Genomic DNA, 19,577 nt, shown 5'->3' with positions numbered 1-19,577 from the left:
TTGCTTTTTTCATTACTCTTAAAGATATTACTAAATTGTTTTATAAATTCAGTCCAACTCTTTAAGGGGCTAAGACATCCATGATATATGGAAAAGTCAGAGTTCAATAGGGCATTTGGTAGGTACTTGAAGGAGAAGAGAATAAAGAAAGGATGGAGTCAAACGGACTTAGCCTCTGCTTTGGGCAATAATCCTCAAAATGTATCAAGAATAGAAAGAGGTGAATTAACTCCTACAATTTATTGGATGGAAAAACTAGCTATGGCTTTTGACTGTAAATCTTCTGAAATAATGGCTGAGTTTGAGAAGAATATAAAGATGTAGTTTTCAATATTTTTGTACAAAACACAAGTCTTAATTAACTTTGTAACACATATAACAGAGTTAAATGAAAGACAAAAAATATCTTACAGAGTTTACAAATAAATATGGTGTTATTTATGGATGGTATATTTATGCCCCATCATGGAAAGAAGCACAACACGAAGCGGATAAAAGAGGTATTGGTGAAACGGTAATAGGACTACTTAACTGAATATCCCATTATCTTAGCATTTTTAACCGCGTTTTGTTTAGTGGTGTAACCTTCTGTTGAGGCTCCGACTTGTACACCATTTTTAGCAAAGGTTTTCCAACGCCATTCTCCTTTCTTATCCTGATAAAATTCCCAACGTAGTTCTTTTGACATAATAGATTGAATTTCTTTCAAATATACAAAACATTACAAATAAGACATTAAGCAACTTTACCAACCAACGTTTCATAATCCAACCTTACACCTATAGATTTTGAAAGTACAATATTGAATCTTTCTTCTATTGTGTTGTTGTGGCGGAATACAGCTTCATTTACATAACGTTGTAAATGTTTTTTAGAGACACTGTGATAAGTTCTTCCGATAGCTCTTTTCATTTGCGACCAGAAGCCTTCGAGATTATTGGTGTGGGCTTCTCCAATCACATATTTACCTTGTGAATGATTTACGTATTGGTGTTTGAAGTTTTGTTTTAGTTGTCTGTACGGTCTGTATTCATCTGTGAACACCGTAGCATTTTTACTGATTTTAGATTTGATTATCGGAATAATTGTGTTTCCTTTTAAATCTTCCAGGTGAATTGCAAATACACTTCCGTTTCTTTCCATAATACCGAGAATAGCAGCTTTGGTTTTAGTGCTTCTACCTTGGTTATTTTTGGTCTTTTTGTTTTTATGTTTGTTAGCTTCAACACCTCCATACAATGTTTCATCAATCTCCAATTTCTTTTTTCTGAATTTGTTCTTAGATTGATTATAAGTTTCCCGGATTCGATGTAAGACAAACCAAGCTGATTCCTGGCTGATCTTTAGTTCCCGCGCCAACTGATAAGAGCTGATACCTTTAGTAGAAGTGGTAAGAAGATGAATAGCGATAAACCATTTTTTAAGTGGGAGCTTAGAGTTATGAAACAATGTACCAACTCGAACACTAAATTGCTTTCTACATGAATAGCATTTATAACGTTTGGTTTTACCTTCTAACTTAGATACCCGTCGGCTCTCACAATAAGGACAACAAGAAACACCATCCTTCCATCTGTGCTGAGCTAAATACTCTTCACAAACGGCTTCTGTAGGAAAGAACTCCAACAGTTCGTATATGCTTGTAAAACTCTTCAATCCTTCCATATAGAAGGAATGTCGTAGTTTTCAGAAAGTAACGGGGATTTTTAAATAAAAAGTAATAATCGTCACAAGTCGTTCAAAAAATGAATGACTTTTTAATTTTAAAATCATTATGACAAAATTATTTAAGCGTATCGGGCGTTTCTTTAGAAATGCTTTTGACCTTGATATTCGTGCCACTCAAAACTTTTGGATTGGTTTTGCACTCTGTTTGGCAATTGCATCTGTGTTGATAAATATTATCGCCCTTTTTCGAGAATGATGACAAACTCAATGAAAATCCCCCTGCCGCTAAAACGATAGCTATCCAAATTGTCCATTTTTGCATCAAAGAAAGACCGAGAGAAACCCTAAGTTGTTTATTTCGAAGTTCTCTATCATCTTTTTCCTTTTCATATTCAGCAACAAAACCAAAAGTAGTTTTAATTCGACCTTTGAAAGTTAAAGATATAATTGTTCTATCTCCTATGTCATTTTCACTTGTTGATACTAGTTTTAAATCTCGAAGATGAGCAATTGCCTCTCTAAATACTTGTTGTTTGTAGTTATCTATGTCAAGATGAGCTATAGGAATTAAAGTACGATCATCATAATTAGGTTCATTTTCTTTTTCTAGAATCTTATGCATCGGAACATTTGCTCCCTCTATATACTTAAATAAAGCTGATGCTATGAAAGAAGATCGAATACCATTTTTTAAACATGATAAAATAGTGTCCAAGTATTTTAAGTGTTCAATTTCATTTTCCATAGTGAGGATTAAAAGTTAATATGAGCTGAATATAAACAATTTAGAAAAATACTAACAACACTATTCAAATCAATGAAAACTTTACATAACATTGATTAAAGTGGGGTTATGTAGACCGTTTGTTACCATGTTTATTTATTGTTTCTAAAATTGAAACAATATCATTAAGCGATATTTCCATTATATTCTTTTCCAGTAAATAATCATAAATTTCTTGTGGTGTTGCGGTTTCTTTTTGTTCTTCTAATGTTATAAACATTATTGCATTTATAATCAAAAATGTTTTATTAATTAATATTTCTTCTGTTGTTAAATCCATATCTATTATACATTCAAACATTTAAATTGTTTGATTTTATATCAATAATTTCTAGTCAATAAGGGTATAGTTACGTAAAGATTTATTGGTTATCAGCACCTTTCGGAAACTAAATTAATAATACCTAACGTGCTTTTTCCAGATTGTCGATTGCCTGTTGGAAAAATTGGTAGGTCTTGGTGCTGTCTGCATCAATATATGCGCTGAATATCTCTCCGTTTTTTTTGTACACTTTAATATAGGATGAGTACAACGGATTATTTACCAAATCCTTTGTGGTAATGGAATCGATTTCAGAGGCAAACAATGCAGAATGAATCTCCTTGTCATTGTCCTCAATCCAATAAGCAGCAATCCGTTCGGAAGTAATCAAGTTTCCGGATTGTTTGATCCCTTTGACACCACCTTGTGTATAAAACAGTTGAATTTCTTCCCCCGGATTTAACACGCCAAGTTCTTCCATATACTTCTTATCGGAATCCGTTAAAGTTGTTTCATTGGGAGAATTCCCAAAACACGACATCAAAAAAGGCAGCACGAACAGCATACTGAAACCTCGTGATGGTATATGCGTTCGGTTCATAGATCAAAAATTACGAACGTGTATATTTGATGATTTCAAAGCCTGCTTCGTGTTTTTCATCCGGTTGCTGTGACTGAACAGTCGTTGCATGCCATCCGGAGAGGTCTTCTTTCGGAAAAAAAGTATCCGCATCGTACACGTTGTCTACATGTGTGATGTACAATTCATCTACTACATCTGCCGCCAGTGCTTGTTGATATATTTCTCCTCCCCCGATGATAAAAACGGTGCGTTCTGTTTCATTCTGATAATGTGCCAGGCATGCTTCCAGTGAATTAAAGACAATACATCCCGGAGCGATATATGCTTTATTCCTGGTCAAAACCGCATTTTCCCGATCCGGGAGCGGACGAAAACGTTCCGGAATGGATTCATAATTTTTACGCCCTAATACAACAATATGCCCGGTTGTGGTTGCTTTAAAAAAACGCATATCAGCAGGTAGATGCCACATCAGGTCATTGTTTTTTCCGATGCCTCCTTCCCTATCCATGGCAACAATCAGTGCTACTCTCATTTGATTTCTTTTATTCCGAAACGGCTTACATGAACAATTTTCACATTCTCCGGTTTGTTTGCAATCAGATCAATCATCTGCTTATTTCCCCTGGCTGCAACCTCAGACTCCGCGTAACCGATCAATACGTGTGATTTTCCGTCCAAATCCCGCTCTGAGTAAATGACTTCCATGTGCGGCAATTGATGTTCCATATACCTGAGTTCTGAAGAATCGATCTCAATTGCATAATACCCTTTCAAAACTCGGTCAAATGTGATGTTTTTACTCACCTTGAATTCAGCAATGTTTTTCCCGTGTTTGTTCATCAGATCACGACTGTCTGTAAAAAACTGATCACGGGTAGCCCGTTCGGTTGCGGAGAAAAACTGACCGTCTAAAGAATCATACGGGTAATCCGGCAATACATAATAATGTTTGTAAGCTCCTTCTTCAGCTGTATGAACATAAAAAAGCATGTAATCTGCTTTTTTTAATACAACCTGGTTATTTTCTCTGGCAATTTCACTGCGTAACATCATTCCTCCGTTTTTGTAACGATCGCGCTGGTTAGAAACGAAATTTCCCAGAGAATAAGCCGTCAACTTTTCTTTGTTGTCAATTGTTTTGCGTTCGACAGGCTGAATAACATGCGGGTGACTTCCGATGACCATGTCGGCTCCCAACTCATAACAATACCGTTCCCAACTTTTTTGTTTGGCATTCGGCAGTGATTTGTACTCATCTCCCCAATGCATCGTGCAAATGATGTAATCAGCTTGTTTTTTTGCTTTTTCAAAATCGGTTTTTAGTACGGCGCTGTCAATGTAATTAATGATCAACGGGGCTTTTACATACAATCCGTTCGTTCCGTATGTGTAATTAAGAATGGCAATTTTCAGGTTGTTTCTCTCTACGATTAACGGGTAATTCTGATCCCGTTCTTCTTTACTTCTGAAGGTTCCGGTATGCGGAAGTTTCAGTCCGTCCAATACATCCAGTGTTCTTACAACTCCCTTTGCACCTCCGTCGCAGGAATGGTTGTTCGCAGTGAGGAGAATATCAAATCCTGTATTTTTCAACGCACGGGATAAATCATCCGGCGCTGAGAACTGCGGGTAACCGGAATAGGGTTTTCCTGCGTGAGTTACTTCGAGGTTGGCAATCGCAAGGTCTGCTTTTTCGATTGTAGGCTTGATGAATTGCCAGGTATGTTCGTATTCGTAGCGGTCAGTTGACGGGTTGTACGCACCTTTGATTTGCGGTCCATGCTGCATAACATCACCGACAAAGAGCAAGGAAACAGACTGTCCGTTTTGAGAAAAAACAAGCGCGGGTAGTAGTAAGAGGCTAAACAGCCACTGCAGCTTTAATGTGTGGATGCGGGTCATAATTGATCAGTTCAAAATCTTCGTATTTAAAGGAAAAAATATCTTTTACTTCCGGATTGATTTTCATGGTTGGCAATGGTCTGAAATCCCGTGTCAGTTGTAACTGAGCCTGCTCAATGTGATTCAGGTACAAGTGTGTATCACCGAATGTATGTACAAATTCTCCCGGTTCCAGATCACACACCTGGGCAATCATCATTGTCAGCAACGCATAAGAAGCAATGTTAAACGGAACCCCCAGGAATGTGTCGGCGCTGCGTTGATACAACTGGCAGCTCAATTTCCCGTCGGCCACATAAAATTGAAACAGCGAGTGACACGGAGGCAATGCCATGTTGTCTACATCTGCTACGTTCCATGCAGAAACAATCAATCGGCGTGAATCCGGATTGCGTTTAATCTGATCCACTACTTTGGAGATCTGATCAATGGTTTGTCCGTCTTTTCCTGGCCAGCTTCTCCACTGATGCCCATAAACAGGACCTAAGTCACCGTTTTCATCTGCCCATTCATCCCAGATTCCGACACCGTTATCTTTCAGGTATTTGATATTTGTATCTCCTTGTAAGAACCACAATAATTCGTGAATAATAGAGCGTAAATGCAGCTTTTTGGTTGTCAGCACCGGAAATCCTTCTGACAAATCAAAGCGCATTTGGTAGCCGAATACAGAAATAGTACCGGTACCTGTCCGATCTTCTTTTTTTACGCCGTTGTCCAAGATATGCCGGAGTAAATCGTGGTATTGTTTCATGTTGTTAACTCTGTTCTGGTTGCAACAACGAAATTACAAAATTATCCAGCGGGGCTGAAAAGAAGTTTTCACGATTTATCAACGACCTGTTTTTGATTGATCGTGTCTGTGCAATTGTTATTCATGTGTGTTATTTCAAAAAAATACTACTTTTGAAGCATGGGAAAAATCGGAATTTTCATACTCAGTCTTTTTGGATGGAAAATAGATAAAACTCCGCCAAAGGTTAAAAAATGTGTGGTCTGTATGGGGCCGCATACTTCTAACTGGGATTTTATTATCGGACGAATTACCTTTTCTTATTACGGAGTAAATACGAAATTCCTGATCAAAAAGGAATTATTCCGACCTCCGTTTGGATGGTTCATGCGAAAATTAGGTGGCATTCCTGTCGACCGGAAGAAGAAAAATAACATGACCCAGATTGCGGTAGAAGAATTTGCAAAAAACGACAACATGTTCCTGGTATTTACACCTGAAGGAACCCGTAACTACAATTCACATTGGAAGAGAGGGTTTTACTACATTGCACAAGAAGCAAACGTTCCGATTTACGTGGCTTACATCGATTACAAGAATAAAACCGGGGGGTGGGACAGCCTGTTTGAACCAACCGGCGATGTGGAAGCAGATATCCGGCATCTGAAAAAAGTGTTAAGTAAATACACGGGGCGTGTTCCTGAGAACGGTATCAAGGCAGAGGACTAAGGCTTTTTGGGGTGTACCGTCCCTGTTTTTTTATCGTAACCGTACGGGCAGTGGCGGCAACCGCTTTTGCAGCAATAACCACGCTTCAAATGGAATTTTTCGGTAAATACAACGTATCCTTCGGGAGTGTAATAATAGTCATCATCCTCCCAGCGTTTTTTTTTCGAAAAGCCCGACATGTCATCCTGCATGGGACAAAAATAGACAATTTAAGATTCAGAATATGTTATTCGATACAAGAAAATCCATTCTTCAGGAAATCAGGGATGAAGAACTGTCAGCAAGGGGAATCCGGCTCCTGGTGAAACGGGATGATCTGATTCACCCTGAAGTCTCCGGAAATAAATGGCGAAAGCTCCGCTACATCGTTGAACATTTCAAACAATCCAGGAATGAACGGATGCTTACGTTCGGAGGTGCTTACTCCAATCATTTGCTGGCAACAGCGAGTGTCTGTCATCAATTGAAGATTCCCGCGATCGGAATTGTCAGAGGAGAAGAATTGTCCGCAAAAGCGAACCCGGTGTTGACACGTTGCCGGGAATTGGGAATGCACCTGCATTTTGTCACGCGCGATGAATATGCTTTACGTGGAATGAAAGAATACCATGAAGAATTAATTCTTGAATTTCCAAATTCCTACATTGTCCCGGAAGGCGGGGCGAACTATTACGGAATGATCGGTTGCCAGGAACTCATCAATGAATTACCTGCTTTTGATCACCTTTTTGTCGCACAGGGAACAGCTGCAACAAGCTGTGGATTATTACTCGGGATCCATGCACAACAACTTCATGTTGTGCCCTCCATTAAACAGTATGACTCAAAAAAAGAAATGAGTTTATTATTCAGTAAATCAGGATTTGAAATGGATTTAATTGAAGAGTTACTTAATTCTGTTTGTGTTCACGGGGATTATCATTTCGGCGGTTATGCAAAGGTGACAGACGAATTGATTGATTTTATTGACGATTGCGAAAAAAAATACCAACTACCTCTGGATAAAGTGTATACATCAAAAGCTTTTTACGGTTTGATGCAAGAAATCAAACAACCGACTTACAATCATTCGACTATTGTCTTTTTACATACCGGCGGACTTTTTTTGAGTCATTGATTTTTCGATCAGTCCTTTTAAACAGTGAAGAAACAGATGAATGAAGGAGAAAATTAACAACCTGTATTTGAAAACCTGTTTCCCTATCATTCAGGAACAGTAAAATCCTGTCTTAAATTTGCCAAAATGTCTGATTCAACGAACATAGAGGCTTTAATTCACCTGATTGACGATCCGGATGAGAACATCTTCCTGCATGTCAGGGACCGTCTTTTACAGTACGGACCGGATGCCATTCCGTATTTAGAGAACTCGTGGGGTGAAAAAGATTTCGGGCTGATCTTTCTGACGCGTGTTGAACAATTGATTCACGAAATACAGTTTGAATACACAAAGAAACAACTTCAATTATGGTTGGAGGGTGAAAAAGATTTGCTTTCAGGTGCTATTGTCGTTGCTAAATATCAATACCCGGGACTGGACGAAGATCATATCCGGGAATTCATTGTGGAAATGAGAAAGGAAATCTGGCTGGAATTAAGTCACCGGCAGACAGCTTTTGAGAAGGTGCGTATCTTTAACAAAATTTTCTTTGGAAAATACCGGTTTCACGGGGATTCAAAAGATTTTCACGCGCCGCAAAATTCATACATCAACACCGTTATCGACTCAAGAAAGGGCAATCCGTTGAGTTTGAGTATTCTGTATAGCATCGTCGCTCAATCGCTGGGGATGCCGGTTTACGGAGTCAATCTTCCAAATCATTTTGTACTGGCCTATATTGATGAAGACGGGATTAACCAATTTGCAAAAGCAGGAAATAAAACGGGAATTTTGTTTTACATCAATCCGTTTTCAAAAGGAGGGCTGTTTGATGAAGGGGAAATCCATGATTTCCTAAAGAACCTGAATTTACCTGCTTCGCGGGAATACTTTGAACCCTGTTCGAATACGGCAGTGATCCGGAGAATGCTGACCAATCTGATCAGCGCTTTTCAACAGGCGGGGAATGCCGAACGGGTAAAGGAATTGACCGAATTGCGCGACATCCTATCGTAATATCACTCTTCCAGATTCAGCGTCAACCCATCGTATGCTAAAAAAACATTGTCGGGTAATTCTTGCTGAACATCTTCGTATTTTCCCATCAAGTGAGAAATGTGTGTGAGGTACGCCCTTTCGGGGTTAATGATGCGGATAAATTCCAATGCTTCCTCCAGGTTAAAATGGGAAATATGCTCTTCCCTTCTCAATGCATTTACAAACAAAACATTAGTTCCTTTTACTTTTTCAATTTCTTCAGGTAAAAATGTTTTGGCGTCGGTGATATAGGTAAAGTTTTTATAGCGAAATCCAAGCACCGGAAGTTTGTAATGCATGGCCTCTATCGTTGTGATTGTTCCTCCGCCAGCAAGTGTAATAGACGTATTTTTGTCAATAATTTGAATGTCCAGACGTGGTATGCCCGGGTATCGAAAAGAGGCGAAAACGTATTCATATTCACGGTGTAATGCTTCATCAACCCGCACATCGCAATAAATTTTCATGTCTTTTTGCTGTCGGAAATTGAATGCTCTTACATCGTCCAGTCCCGCCAAATGATCCTTATGCTGATGCGTGAAGAAAACAGCTTCCAGCTCCTTTACCTGTTCCCGCAACATCTGCTGACGAAAATCAGGGCCTGTATCAATTACATAATTCAATCCGTTAATCGACAGCATAATGGACGAGCGAAGACGTTTGTCTTTGGGGTTTTCGGAGCGACACACTTCGCAATCACATGCGATCATCGGTACTCCCTGAGAAGTTCCTGAGCCAAGTACGGTTACTTTAAATTGTTCTTTTGAGTTCAATTCACATCAATCTTCAACAGGTAAAAATAAAAAAATAATCTCACACCATTTCTGCTACAACCGGTCTTCACCCATTTTTTCTCCGGATACCACATTAATCAGCACGCCGATAAGAATCATCGCAACTCCTATGGTTAATGTTACTGTGAGGTGCTCTCCAAAGAAGCCGACACTTATCACAATGGCAATAACCGGTTCTAATGCACCCATGATCGCTGTGTGGGTGGACCCGATGAGTTGAATAGCATAAATCAGCGCCATGATGGAAAACACAGTTGTGATGAGTGAAAACAATGAAATATCGACAAGAACTTCCACACTCGGAAGGGCCAGTGACTTTTGCAAAACGAAGGATTTGATAAAGTAATACGCCGAAGAGAAAAGCAGGGAGTAAAAAGTGATCTTCATCCCGGAGACTTCCAGTTCAGACTTGTTGACAATTACAAGGTACAACGCATAAAATAAGGCGCTCCCCAATGCGATTAAAAAACCTGTCACATTGATTTGAAAGCCGGCATCTTTCATGCTCAGAATTCCGACTCCCAACAAGGAGATTATCAGTGAGAAAATAGTTGGTTTTGTTATTTTTTCACGGAAGAAAAACACCATGATCAGGGCGACAATTACCGGGTACACAAATAAAATTGTCGATGCAATGCCTGGTGTCAGGTAATCATAACCTAAAAACAAGCACTCTGATGACAAAGAGTAAAATAATCCCAGTGCGACATAAATCAGAGCTTCCTTACCAGTCATGCGCAATGATTCTTTTTTGTAAATCAAATACGCCAATAAGATCAGTGCGGCAATAAAAAAACGATAAAACAAGGTGACATCCAGCGGGAATCCGATGGCTTTAACCGGTAAGATAAATAAAGGAATTAATCCGTAAAAGACAGCTGAAACAGCTGCCAGCATATACCCTCTTGCTCTCATGGTGTGTGATTCGTTTTAAATCTGTATTGCGAATACTTGTTTGTCTGTTTAATTGCGCACAAAAGTACCGAATTCAAAGCGATCCCCATGTTAAATTAATGTAAGTTCTGCCGATGAAACTGAATAATATTTGGATTGAAATGTCAGAATGATTTCCGGATTATTTTTTGGCTTTTCTTTCGGAACTGCCGGAATCGGTTCTGCAATCATGCGGGAGCTCACCGACACGACAAGTATTGAACATAAATAAGGTGTCATGAATACAAATAATAAGTTAATTTAGCCCTCAATGGGATCCGGTTCAACAGGCGATCAAAGCATTGTCGAAAGAGCGAAAAGGGAGAAATATCCGGTTCCAGGTATACTTAGTAGAGCAGACTTAAAAATGGAAAAAAGAATAACGATCGATTTTAGAAATATCACTGATATTTCAGCTTTGCACGATAAATTCAATGCTGAATTGGGATTTCCTGATTTTTACGGAAAAAATACACATGCATTAATCGATTGTTTACAGAGCATGCGATTTCCGGAAGAAGGTATGAGTAAGGTTGTCTTAGGAAAAGAAGAGGTTTTAGTATTAGAACTGATCAATTTTTCCAACGCAAACATGGTCATCATAAACAGTTTGTTAGTTGCCGTTGAGACAGTCAACCGACGTGAACTTGACAGAGGTAGAAAACACAGTATTCTGTTAGCTTTGTCCTTTAAAGAAAGTCATTAAAAGCCATGAAAACACTCAAAGTTCAGATTGAAAGCCTTTCCGAAGAATGGGACATCGAAGTGAAACAAAACAACACTACGCTTCACATGATTATCATTTGCTCGAAATGGAAAGGCAGGCGTTCGGATCCGAAAACATGGGCTGCTCAACCGTTAGATGATGCTTTTTTCCCGGAGATGCACAAATGGATTCACCACGCTTCCGAAAAGCCACATCAGACAAAACAAATTACAATTAATGACGGAACTTGTTTTACGATCAATTATGTTGATGCAACTAACGCATATCAATTGATCATCCGCAATTTTGAAGCACATACGAATGAATACCTACTGGTCGAAAAGTTGTTGAATTTCTGTGTGAAACAAACACATGAAGATGCGCAAATCAGCTCATTGAACGATCGCTGGAAAGGAAGCGTACAATCGATTTAGATCAAGTCCCTTTATTGATTCGTAGTCGTGAACGAACCAAATACAAAAATCCCCCCGCTATTTCTAACGAGGGGATTTTTTTAATTACTTCTGACGGTAATTACTTATTGCTTCACAAAACGTGTGCTTGCAGTAACTCCGTTTGTAGTCAAACGTGTCACGTAAACTCCTGCATTCAGATTGCTTACATTGATTGTTTTAACTCCTGAAACAGTTGTTGTGTACACAACGTTTCCTAATAAATCAACAACTTCCAATGCAGCAGTTGCGCTGTTATCGTTCAATGAGATTGTCAATTGATCCGCAGTAGGGTTTGGATACAATGTTGCAGCTGAAATCGCTACTTCATCCAATCCTACCGTTGAATAGGTCAAGATTACTTTTCCTAATTCGTCGTTATCCAATGAATCTGTATTTTTCAACTCAACGTCAGCAATTGTTGCCTGATTGTATGTATTGTTGTCATACAATGCTTCGATGCTTTGAGAAAAAGGTTTCATTGTTGTCACTGAATACGGTGCCCACAACGGAACAGATGAACTTGCACCTGTTTTGTCGTCCAATACGATGTAGTTCCCCAGGTTTGCATCAAAGATGTTTTTATCTGCCGCCGCTGTACCTCCGATTGTTACAGCTGCAAACGCAGGAGTTGTAGCTCCGTAGTGGTCAGCAAATACGATTGCAGTACCTTCATTTGCAGCACCTGCTTCAAATTCGTTACCTACCAATACGATTTCATTTCCGTAAGTATCTCCCTGAACACCGTTTGTCATCATTTTTGTATTCGCCATTACAGATACAAACGCGTCTGCTGTTGATGCAGGCGTAAAGATATTTCCTGAAACAGTTACATTTTTAGATGCAGAACTCAACAAAGCGATGTTGGTGTAGTTTGTGAAATCGTTCCCGTTGATCTCTACAGTTGCGTTTTCAACAGATCTGATTTCAACCAATGCGTACAGGTTATCAGCAGCCATTGGTGTAACGGCATCAATCGTGTTGTTTTCTACCACAACTTCAACTCCTGTCAATGGAGCATTGATCATTGTGATTCCCTGGATATCGTTGTTTGCGATTGTCACGTCAGCAGTAGAACGAATTGCCTGTACAGTATAGTATGCTTTGATTTCGTTGTTTGAAATGTTCGCCGCAGGTCCGTCAGCAGATCCTGATCCCAATGCGATACCACGTCCGAAGATGTTGTTATCTGAAGCTGTAGCTGTTCCGATTACGTTATCAGTAATTGTCACGTTATCCATTGCACCTGCCAATGAGTTCAGGCGTACTGCGAATGCATCCCATACCATTCCGTAAGGAATTACCGGAGATGTAGAAACGATTTCATTGTTTGTCAAAGCCAATCCGTTGAAGTTGCTTGTTGTAGAAACAACACCGTATTTACCTGTTGCAGCTGTCAATCCAAGCTCCAATCGTAACCCGTTTAATTTAACATCCGTTGCGTTGATATCAAAAACAGTTGATTGATTTGTTGTGATCACCGGCTTGTCATTTGCATCACCTGCTCTTACAGTCAGGTCATTCACATCAATTGTCAAAATAGCAGTTTGTGCATATGTACCTGCAGCAACATTAATTGTGTCGGAATCAACAGCTACTTCAACCGCGTGAGCAATTGTCGCACATGGATTTCCTGGCAATGTACAGTCATTGGATACGTCAGTACCTGTTGTCGCCACATATCTGTTTGGTCCCGCAGATTTGATGATTACCTGCCCTAACAATGGATTGTTATCCGCGTCTGTAATTTTTGCTTCAATTGCAGCGAAATCAACCAGGTTGTAGTTATTGTGGATTGCCAATGCAGTAATGTTTTGATCAACCGGTTTCATTGTTGTTGAATGATAAGGAGCCCAAAGCGGGTATGCTGTACTAGCGCCTGCATTGTCATCCAATACGATGTATTTTCCTAAATCCGCGTCAAAAATGTTTTGATCTGCAGCAGTTGCACCACCGATTGTGATTGTACCGAATGCCGGTGTATTCACTCCGTAGTGGTCCGCAAATACGATTGCTGTTCCCTGGTTAACAGTTCCTGCATTGAATGTGTTTCCTAAGATTTCAATTTCATCTGAATACGTATTCCCCTGAACACCATTCGTCATGAATTTTGTATTCACCATCAATGAGATGAAGTTTGCAGCAGTTGCAGCAGGATTGAAAGTGTTTCCGCTTACTGTTACATTTTTAGAAGACTCGCTGATGAACCCGATGTTCGCGTAGTTTTCTACTGTGTTATTGCTGAAAATAACAGACGCATCTTCCACGCTACGCAATTCTACCAATGCATACAAGCTGTTTGGTGTCATTTGTGTTTCACCGCTGAAAGTGTTGTTGTCAATTGCTACCGTTACACCTGTCAGCGGAGCGTTGATCATAGTGATACCATTGAACGTGTTGTTCGTAATATCCATGTCATTTGCAAATCGTGCAGACTGAATGGCATAATACGCTGTCACATTGTTTCCGTCGATGATTCCACCCGGAGCATCTTTTCCTGCACCACCGTTTCCGATGAAAATTCCGCGTCCGAAGATGTTTGCAGTACTTGCTGCAATGATTTCATTGTTACGGATTTCAACATTTTGAACGTGTCCGTTATCAGAAGCCAATGAAATTGCGAAAGCTGTCCAAACCATGTTTGTATTTGGTGTTCCACTGATCGGATTCGTTGATTCAAATGTGTTGTTCAAAATTTTGATGTTGTCAAAGTTTTGTGTTGAAACGATACCTCTCAATCCTGAAGTAGCTGTCAATCCCATTTGAAAATTCAGATTGCTGATTGTTACATCATCACTGTTTACGTTGATCAAATCGGCAACTGATGATGTAATAACAGGTTGATCTGAAGGGTCCGAAGAAGTGATTACTACTGACTCAGAAATGTTTAATGTAGCATTTAAGTTGTAGGATCCGGGAGCAACTTTAATCGTGTCTCCTGCTGTGATTTGTGTGTACGCGTGACCAATCGTCGCGCACGGATTTCCAGGCAATGTACAGTCATTCGAAACATCTGTACCCGTTGCGGATACATGAAGCGTCGCCTGGCTGATCGCTGTACCTGAAAAAATCGTAAGTGTGGCTGCATACAGCCATTGTAACTTTAATTTCATAGTGTTTTAATAAAAGAGTAAATAATTAATTCGGTTGCAAAACTACCCATTTAAAAATGAATCGACACCTATGAAAATTTAAAAAATCTTAATTTATTGTTAATCAATGTGGATAAACTATTCCTTTGCTATAATTATTTATTAACCTGTAATTTATCTACAATGCATCTACAGATCAGATTAATTTGTTAAAAAATAAACAATTAAAATCTTTTTTAAAAAAATTAAGTCACATTTTTTATTGATTTAAGTCACCTTATCGGATTGTTGAAAACTCATCCATAGGAATGCGGACTTTTTTCATCGGTGCAAGCCAATCCCGTTCAGGATCACTATATCCGATGTACATGAGTGTTACGCTTTTTAAACCTAATTCGGACAACCCCAACACTTCGTCAATCAACCGGTTATCAAATCCTTCTGCCGGTGTACTGTCAATGCGTAATTCAGCTGCTTGTGCCAATGCCAGCCCAAGTGCAATGTAGGTTTGTTTCGCTGCGTGATTAAAGTTTTGTTCCGGGGAGGAAGCACCATAGATACGCTTCAGAGCGTCCGTATAGTTTCTGAAGCGCCCGTAGGGAAGATTCCGCTCAGCTGTTGTTCTGTCGAACATGGCGTCAATCCGTTCCGGTGTATAGTTGTCCCATGCTGCAAACACAAGGATGTATGAACATTCACGCATACAATCAGGGTTGAGTGCCCCGGGAACCAACCTGGATTTCAGTTCCTGATTTTCTACAACAATAATTCTGAACGGCTGCAATCCGGATGATGTGGGTGCGAGCCGGGCTGCTTCCAGAATTTTATACAGGTCTTCCCTGCTCACCTGTTTAACGGGGTCGTATGCTTTTGTTGCATGCCTCCAGTTGAGATCATCCAGTAGTGTCATCTTGTGCTAATTCGTTTCGTTCACTCATTTTCTTTTACCGGTACAGGGAACCATCCTAAGTTTCCGGTCGTTTAATCCAATCAATTGTTCCTGCTTTATTTCAACAGTTCAGCCAAAAACAATATGGTATGATTCCATGCACGTTCAGCCATCAATTGATTGTAGTCCGGGGATTCCGGATTGGTAAAGGTATGTCCGCAATGCGCATACGTGATAATTTGCCAGTCGGCCTTTCCTGCGTTCATTTCAGTAATAAAATTCTCATAATCAGCTTTACTTACGGATTTATCCTCTGCCGGATGTTCTACCAATACTTTTGTTGCAATCTGAGAAACAGGACGGTTTCCTGTCTTTACCAACCCTCCGTGAATGCTTACCACTCCGGCGACAGGTAATCCCGCTCTTGCTGTTTCAAGAGCCCCCGTACCACCGAAACAATAACCGATCACAGCAATTTTATCCGCAATCGCACCTTGTTTTTTCAATTCCTCCAACGCGAGGGAAATACGTTGCTGATAGGATTTATAATCATTCTTGTACTGTGTGGCAATCTTCGCGGCCGCACGATTATCCGCAGGAATATTCCCTTCTCCGTAAATATCTGCAATGAATGCAATATACCCTTGTTTTTCCAATTCCAACGCGGCTTGTTTTGCTTCATTGTCAATTCCCTTCCATGCGGGAAGGATCAAAACTCCGGGGCGTTTTTCCCCTGCATTGGAAGTTACCATCCCGTTCAGTTGTTGCGTGCCGTCATTGTAGGTCACTTGTTTCAATTCCTGAGCATTAATGCTCAATGTCAAACCGATTGCACATACTAAAAACAACTTTTTCATAGTCACTTATTTTGGGGTGTATCTATTGTTTTTTATTTGTTATTTGGTCCTGATTTACGGAGATCAATACTCCGGATGCTGCACCTGTTAACGCATATCCTGTAAAATTAGGAATGAAAGCAGAACATCCCGACCAATTGAACGCAATTTAACTAAATTTTCACTGATAACAGGTCAGTCATTAATGATGGTTCTAACATTTGTAGATCAAGCACGGCATTGATACTGCTATTAGATCATTAAACCAACTCGTTGACGTTTATTCCCAATCCAATGGCTACTTCATATAAAAAGTAATAGCTGGGATTAACCTTTCCGTTTTCCAATTTATTGATACTCGGATGATCTTTTCCGATTCTGTTCGCTAATTCAGTTTGGGTGAGTCCTTTCTGAATCCGTATCGCCTTTACCCGCTCACCAAGCTGTAAGAGCACTTCTTTTTTATCCATTCGCAATTGTATTCTATAAAATACATTTAATCTGTATTCAATTGAATACATTTTAGTATATTTGTTCAAAAAGGATTCCATGAAAAATAACATTGTACATTTGATCAGGGATGATATTAAAATTGCCCGTCTGATTATTGGTTTAAAACGGCTGGACATCTCAGCATACAAGTATCACTTAGGGAGTGCAAAAGTGATTTTTTCGTTGATGGGGATACCCGATGATGAGCGAAATACAGATATGTACTACCGCTTGATTGACGAAGGCGGAGATTTGTCCAAATACGACACTTCTGATAAAGTGGAGGCGTTGGCAGAACGGATTTTTGAGCAATTATCCGAGTACAACTCCACGTCGAATAACTACGTGCAATAACCATTTACGCATACACAAGTACTACTTTACTACAACAGAGAATCGATCTATTACTACATATTCTTTGTTCCTGATAATCACTGTATAATGATTGCATTGCAAGTAGAGAGGCTTGTTTATACCTGGCTGTAATTCCGTTATTGTCACAGGGATACCCATGTTTTCATATTCTCTGGGACGATACACCAGTACTTGTACTGTCCCAGGGTATTTCTTTCGTTTCCTCTGAGGAAGCCAGTATTCTTTTCTACCTGTTGTTGACCAGTCAGGCCATCCGTTTCTATAGGTTGTCACCGGATGCAACACAACGAGATCCGTCTGATTGGAGGTTCCGAATCCGTTAAAAACAGTAGCTTCCGGGTTCGTCATTATAAATGGATTTTTATGGTGTGCTGCTGACAGGAAGTAATGGCTGAATTCCGGTTTACTTCGTTCTGTAAATTTCACCTGATCGATTGTCAGGGGATCAATTCCTGTGTATTCTTTTAATCGGCCGGCCATTGCCTTTCCCCAACTACTTACTTCCTTTTCGTATACATGGTCAAATCCGCAGTGAATAAGCATCTTCCCTTCCCTGTTTGTCTCCATGAATTGCCGGATATTTGTTGCTTGTTCTATTTCCCGCTCCTTTCCGTTCTTTCCGGGGGCTGCCTCATAGCCAAAAATTGTAAATCCAAGTTTCTTTGCTTCATAAATCAAGTTACCGAATTCAGGTTCACCTGTATAATAACCGCTCTCACTGACAGCGTATCCCCGTTCATTGATGATACTATCTGTCAGTGCTTCCAATCCCAGGTAACGGTAGCCGTTTGTGTACAATCCCTCCAGCAGCGACCGGGTGAATGCCCTGTGTTTGGGATTGTGGTGCGCTTCGTTGATGATAATTATTTGCTCATTGACGGAACGTTCTACAATGTAATCGGTTGCATGTTTGAAAACAGCGTTTTGTAATGTAACAGAATCTTGCGACGTAGGAATATAGTTACGTGGTTTAAATCCCTCGTCCCAGGCCTTCAATGCGTTTAAATAATCTCCTGCAAAAGCATAGTTGGTTGCCCCGACCTGATATTTCCATGCCGTGGTGTCACGTTCCATGTCTTTTCGGATATCCTCTGTGAATTTATAGGTTTCCGGATACGATTGTCCCGTTGCAAAAAAGAACGGGGATAGGGTGAGGAACGGAATGAAAATCAGTTTATTCATACTTGTTGTAATTGCCTGTCTTGTCTCATGAGACATACTAAATTATAAAAAATGCGTCATTACAGACATTGAGTGCATGACTTTCTGAATACTCAGGCAATACTTTCCGAAGCATCGAACCATGTGTAAAAAGGAGTTGTTTATCGAATATTGGAAAGCACCGTACCGGATTTTTTGTAGCTTTGCGGTAGAACAAACAATGTAGATTATGTCTGTACATACCAATATCAAGCGCGTTACCACAAAGACGCTCAGCGAGATGAAAGAACGTGGTGAAAAGATTACCATGCTGACAGGTTACGATTATTCCATGGCACGTATTATTGACACGGCAGGAATAGAAGTTATTTTGGTGGGAGATTCCGCCTCTAACGTAATGGCGGGACACGAAACGACTCTTCCGATTACGCTGGATCAGATGATCTATCACGCTTCCTCTGTCGTGAGAGCTGTAAACCGTGCATTGGTAGTTGTAGATCTTCCGTTTGGTTCTTACCAGGGGAATTCCAAAGAGGCCCTTTCAAGTGCGATCCGGATCATGAAAGAATCGGGAGGACACGCGGTAAAACTGGAAGGAGGTGCAGAAATTATTGAGTCAATTTCCCGCATTCTGACAGCCGGGATTCCGGTGATGGGGCATTTGGGGCTAACACCTCAATCGATCTATAAATTCGGGACATACGTTGTCCGCGCAAAAGAAGAAGAAGAAGCAAATCGGTTAGTGGAAGACGCTAAATTATTGGAAGAAACGGGTTGTTTCGCCATTGTTTTAGAAAAAATCCCAGCTCATTTAGCTAAAAAAGTAGCCGAATCCGTTTCCATTCCGATCATTGGAATCGGTGCAGGGAATGGTGTTGACGGACAAGTGTTGGTAGTACATGACATGTTGGGAATTAATAATGAATTCAATCCTCGTTTTTTGAGAAAATACAATAATTTGTACGAGGAAATGATGACTTCCTTTTCCCGTTACATTGAGGATGTTAAATCTGGGAGCTTCCCAAGTGAAGACGAGCAGTATTAAG

General features: G+C 40.0%; 25 protein-coding genes. 9 read left to right on the top strand and 16 right to left on the bottom strand.

Going from position 1 to position 19,577, the window contains the following annotated elements; translation table 11 throughout:
• Window positions 1–87 precede the first annotated feature (87 nt).
• Window positions 88–324, top strand: a complete 237-nt coding sequence (locus H9Y05_RS11530; protein ID WP_216714371.1) for a helix-turn-helix domain-containing protein — start codon at window positions 88–90, stop codon at window positions 322–324.
• 64 nt (window positions 325–388) lie between these two features.
• A complete protein-coding gene (locus H9Y05_RS11525) occupies window positions 389–535 on the top strand; it encodes a hypothetical protein (RefSeq protein WP_216714370.1) in 147 nt (48 codons plus the stop codon).
• Here H9Y05_RS11525 and H9Y05_RS11520 read toward each other — a convergent pair.
• The 8 genes from H9Y05_RS11520 to H9Y05_RS11485 form a co-directional block, all read right to left on the bottom strand.
• On the bottom strand, window positions 524–688 hold the full coding sequence (locus H9Y05_RS11520; protein WP_216714369.1) for a YegP family protein: 165 nt from the start codon (window positions 686–688) through the stop codon (window positions 524–526). The genes H9Y05_RS11525 and H9Y05_RS11520 overlap by 12 nt on opposite strands.
• Before the next feature lie 47 nt (window positions 689–735).
• Window positions 736–1,665, bottom strand: coding sequence for an IS1595 family transposase (locus H9Y05_RS11515; RefSeq protein ID WP_235992188.1), 930 nt, complete (start codon window positions 1,663–1,665; stop codon window positions 736–738).
• A 118-nt stretch (window positions 1,666–1,783) separates the two neighbouring features.
• Window positions 1,784–2,413, bottom strand: a complete 630-nt coding sequence (locus H9Y05_RS11510; protein ID WP_216714368.1) for a hypothetical protein — start codon at window positions 2,411–2,413, stop codon at window positions 1,784–1,786.
• A gap of 106 nt (window positions 2,414–2,519) precedes the next feature.
• Entirely contained in the window at window positions 2,520–2,732 is a 213-nt protein-coding gene (locus tag H9Y05_RS11505) for a hypothetical protein (protein WP_216714367.1), read from the bottom strand.
• A 124-nt stretch (window positions 2,733–2,856) separates the two neighbouring features.
• Window positions 2,857–3,195: a hypothetical protein gene (locus H9Y05_RS11500; protein ID WP_163491307.1), complete on the bottom strand. Its 339-nt coding sequence runs from the start codon at window positions 3,193–3,195 to the stop codon at window positions 2,857–2,859.
• A 130-nt stretch (window positions 3,196–3,325) separates the two neighbouring features.
• Entirely contained in the window at window positions 3,326–3,832 is a 507-nt protein-coding gene (locus H9Y05_RS11495) for a dihydrofolate reductase (RefSeq protein ID WP_163491305.1), read from the bottom strand.
• Window positions 3,829–5,202: a CapA family protein gene (locus tag H9Y05_RS11490; protein ID WP_163491303.1), complete on the bottom strand. Its 1,374-nt coding sequence runs from the start codon at window positions 5,200–5,202 to the stop codon at window positions 3,829–3,831. The genes H9Y05_RS11495 and H9Y05_RS11490 overlap by 4 nt, the downstream gene beginning before the upstream one ends.
• Window positions 5,162–5,956 carry a thymidylate synthase gene (locus tag H9Y05_RS11485; RefSeq protein WP_163491300.1) on the bottom strand — a complete coding sequence of 265 codons (795 nt, stop codon included), beginning with the start codon at window positions 5,954–5,956 and terminating at the stop codon, window positions 5,162–5,164. The genes H9Y05_RS11490 and H9Y05_RS11485 overlap by 41 nt, the downstream gene beginning before the upstream one ends.
• A gap of 159 nt (window positions 5,957–6,115) precedes the next feature.
• Here H9Y05_RS11485 and H9Y05_RS11480 point away from each other — a divergent pair, with 159 nt between their 5' ends.
• Window positions 6,116–6,664 carry a lysophospholipid acyltransferase family protein gene (locus H9Y05_RS11480; protein ID WP_163491298.1) on the top strand — a complete coding sequence of 183 codons (549 nt, stop codon included), beginning with the start codon at window positions 6,116–6,118 and terminating at the stop codon, window positions 6,662–6,664.
• Here the strand turns inward: H9Y05_RS11480 and H9Y05_RS11475 are convergent.
• Window positions 6,661–6,855 carry a DUF5522 domain-containing protein gene (locus H9Y05_RS11475; protein WP_163491296.1) on the bottom strand — a complete coding sequence of 65 codons (195 nt, stop codon included), beginning with the start codon at window positions 6,853–6,855 and terminating at the stop codon, window positions 6,661–6,663. The genes H9Y05_RS11480 and H9Y05_RS11475 overlap by 4 nt on opposite strands.
• A gap of 32 nt (window positions 6,856–6,887) precedes the next feature.
• On the opposite strand from H9Y05_RS11475, the gene H9Y05_RS11470 reads away from it, so the two are divergent.
• Window positions 6,888–7,781: a 1-aminocyclopropane-1-carboxylate deaminase/D-cysteine desulfhydrase gene (locus H9Y05_RS11470; protein WP_216714366.1), complete on the top strand. Its 894-nt coding sequence runs from the start codon at window positions 6,888–6,890 to the stop codon at window positions 7,779–7,781.
• Window positions 7,782–7,907: 126 nt separating this feature from the next.
• On the top strand, window positions 7,908–8,780 hold the full coding sequence (locus tag H9Y05_RS11465; protein WP_205729564.1) for a transglutaminase-like domain-containing protein: 873 nt from the start codon (window positions 7,908–7,910) through the stop codon (window positions 8,778–8,780).
• 2 nt (window positions 8,781–8,782) lie between these two features.
• On the opposite strand, the gene H9Y05_RS11460 is transcribed toward H9Y05_RS11465, so the two are convergent.
• Both H9Y05_RS11460 and H9Y05_RS11455 read right to left on the bottom strand, forming a co-directional pair.
• A complete protein-coding gene (locus H9Y05_RS11460) occupies window positions 8,783–9,574 on the bottom strand; it encodes an MBL fold metallo-hydrolase (protein ID WP_235992187.1) in 792 nt (263 codons plus the stop codon).
• Window positions 9,575–9,628: 54 nt separating this feature from the next.
• A complete protein-coding gene (locus H9Y05_RS11455; protein WP_216714365.1) occupies window positions 9,629–10,510 on the bottom strand; it encodes a DMT family transporter in 882 nt (293 codons plus the stop codon).
• Between the two features lie 289 nt (window positions 10,511–10,799).
• Here H9Y05_RS11455 and H9Y05_RS11450 point away from each other — a divergent pair, with 289 nt between their 5' ends.
• Window positions 10,800–11,234, top strand: a complete 435-nt coding sequence (locus tag H9Y05_RS11450; protein ID WP_216714364.1) for a barstar family protein — start codon at window positions 10,800–10,802, stop codon at window positions 11,232–11,234.
• Between the two features lie 5 nt (window positions 11,235–11,239).
• Window positions 11,240–11,668: a hypothetical protein gene (locus tag H9Y05_RS11445; protein WP_163491288.1), complete on the top strand. Its 429-nt coding sequence runs from the start codon at window positions 11,240–11,242 to the stop codon at window positions 11,666–11,668.
• Between the two features lie 104 nt (window positions 11,669–11,772).
• On the opposite strand, the gene H9Y05_RS11440 is transcribed toward H9Y05_RS11445, so the two are convergent.
• The 4 genes from H9Y05_RS11440 to H9Y05_RS11425 form a co-directional block, all read right to left on the bottom strand.
• Window positions 11,773–14,799: a T9SS type A sorting domain-containing protein gene (locus tag H9Y05_RS11440; RefSeq protein WP_216714363.1), complete on the bottom strand. Its 3,027-nt coding sequence runs from the start codon at window positions 14,797–14,799 to the stop codon at window positions 11,773–11,775.
• Between the two features lie 256 nt (window positions 14,800–15,055).
• Entirely contained in the window at window positions 15,056–15,688 is a 633-nt protein-coding gene (locus H9Y05_RS11435) for a nitroreductase family protein (protein ID WP_216714362.1), read from the bottom strand.
• A gap of 95 nt (window positions 15,689–15,783) precedes the next feature.
• Window positions 15,784–16,524: a dienelactone hydrolase family protein gene (locus tag H9Y05_RS11430; RefSeq protein ID WP_216714361.1), complete on the bottom strand. Its 741-nt coding sequence runs from the start codon at window positions 16,522–16,524 to the stop codon at window positions 15,784–15,786.
• A gap of 239 nt (window positions 16,525–16,763) precedes the next feature.
• Window positions 16,764–16,973: a helix-turn-helix domain-containing protein gene (locus H9Y05_RS11425; RefSeq protein WP_163491280.1), complete on the bottom strand. Its 210-nt coding sequence runs from the start codon at window positions 16,971–16,973 to the stop codon at window positions 16,764–16,766.
• Window positions 16,974–17,052: 79 nt separating this feature from the next.
• Here H9Y05_RS11425 and H9Y05_RS11420 point away from each other — a divergent pair, with 79 nt between their 5' ends.
• Window positions 17,053–17,349 carry a hypothetical protein gene (locus H9Y05_RS11420; RefSeq protein WP_163491278.1) on the top strand — a complete coding sequence of 99 codons (297 nt, stop codon included), beginning with the start codon at window positions 17,053–17,055 and terminating at the stop codon, window positions 17,347–17,349.
• Between the two features lie 21 nt (window positions 17,350–17,370).
• Here the strand turns inward: H9Y05_RS11420 and H9Y05_RS11415 are convergent, their stop codons facing one another.
• Window positions 17,371–18,552, bottom strand: a complete 1,182-nt coding sequence (locus H9Y05_RS11415; RefSeq protein ID WP_216714360.1) for a hypothetical protein — start codon at window positions 18,550–18,552, stop codon at window positions 17,371–17,373.
• A 208-nt stretch (window positions 18,553–18,760) separates the two neighbouring features.
• Between H9Y05_RS11415 and panB the strand changes: the two genes are divergently transcribed.
• Window positions 18,761–19,576, top strand: a complete 816-nt coding sequence (gene panB / locus H9Y05_RS11410; RefSeq protein WP_163491274.1) for a 3-methyl-2-oxobutanoate hydroxymethyltransferase — start codon at window positions 18,761–18,763, stop codon at window positions 19,574–19,576.
• The last annotated feature ends 1 nt before the right edge of the window (window position 19,577 follow it).

This window comes from Taishania pollutisoli (assembly GCF_014518315.1).
GTDB classification, from domain to species: domain Bacteria; phylum Bacteroidota; class Bacteroidia; order Flavobacteriales_D; family Crocinitomicaceae; genus Taishania; species Taishania pollutisoli.
Note: the sequence above shows the minus strand (reverse complement) of the source record. Positions and strands in the feature narration are given on the sequence as shown.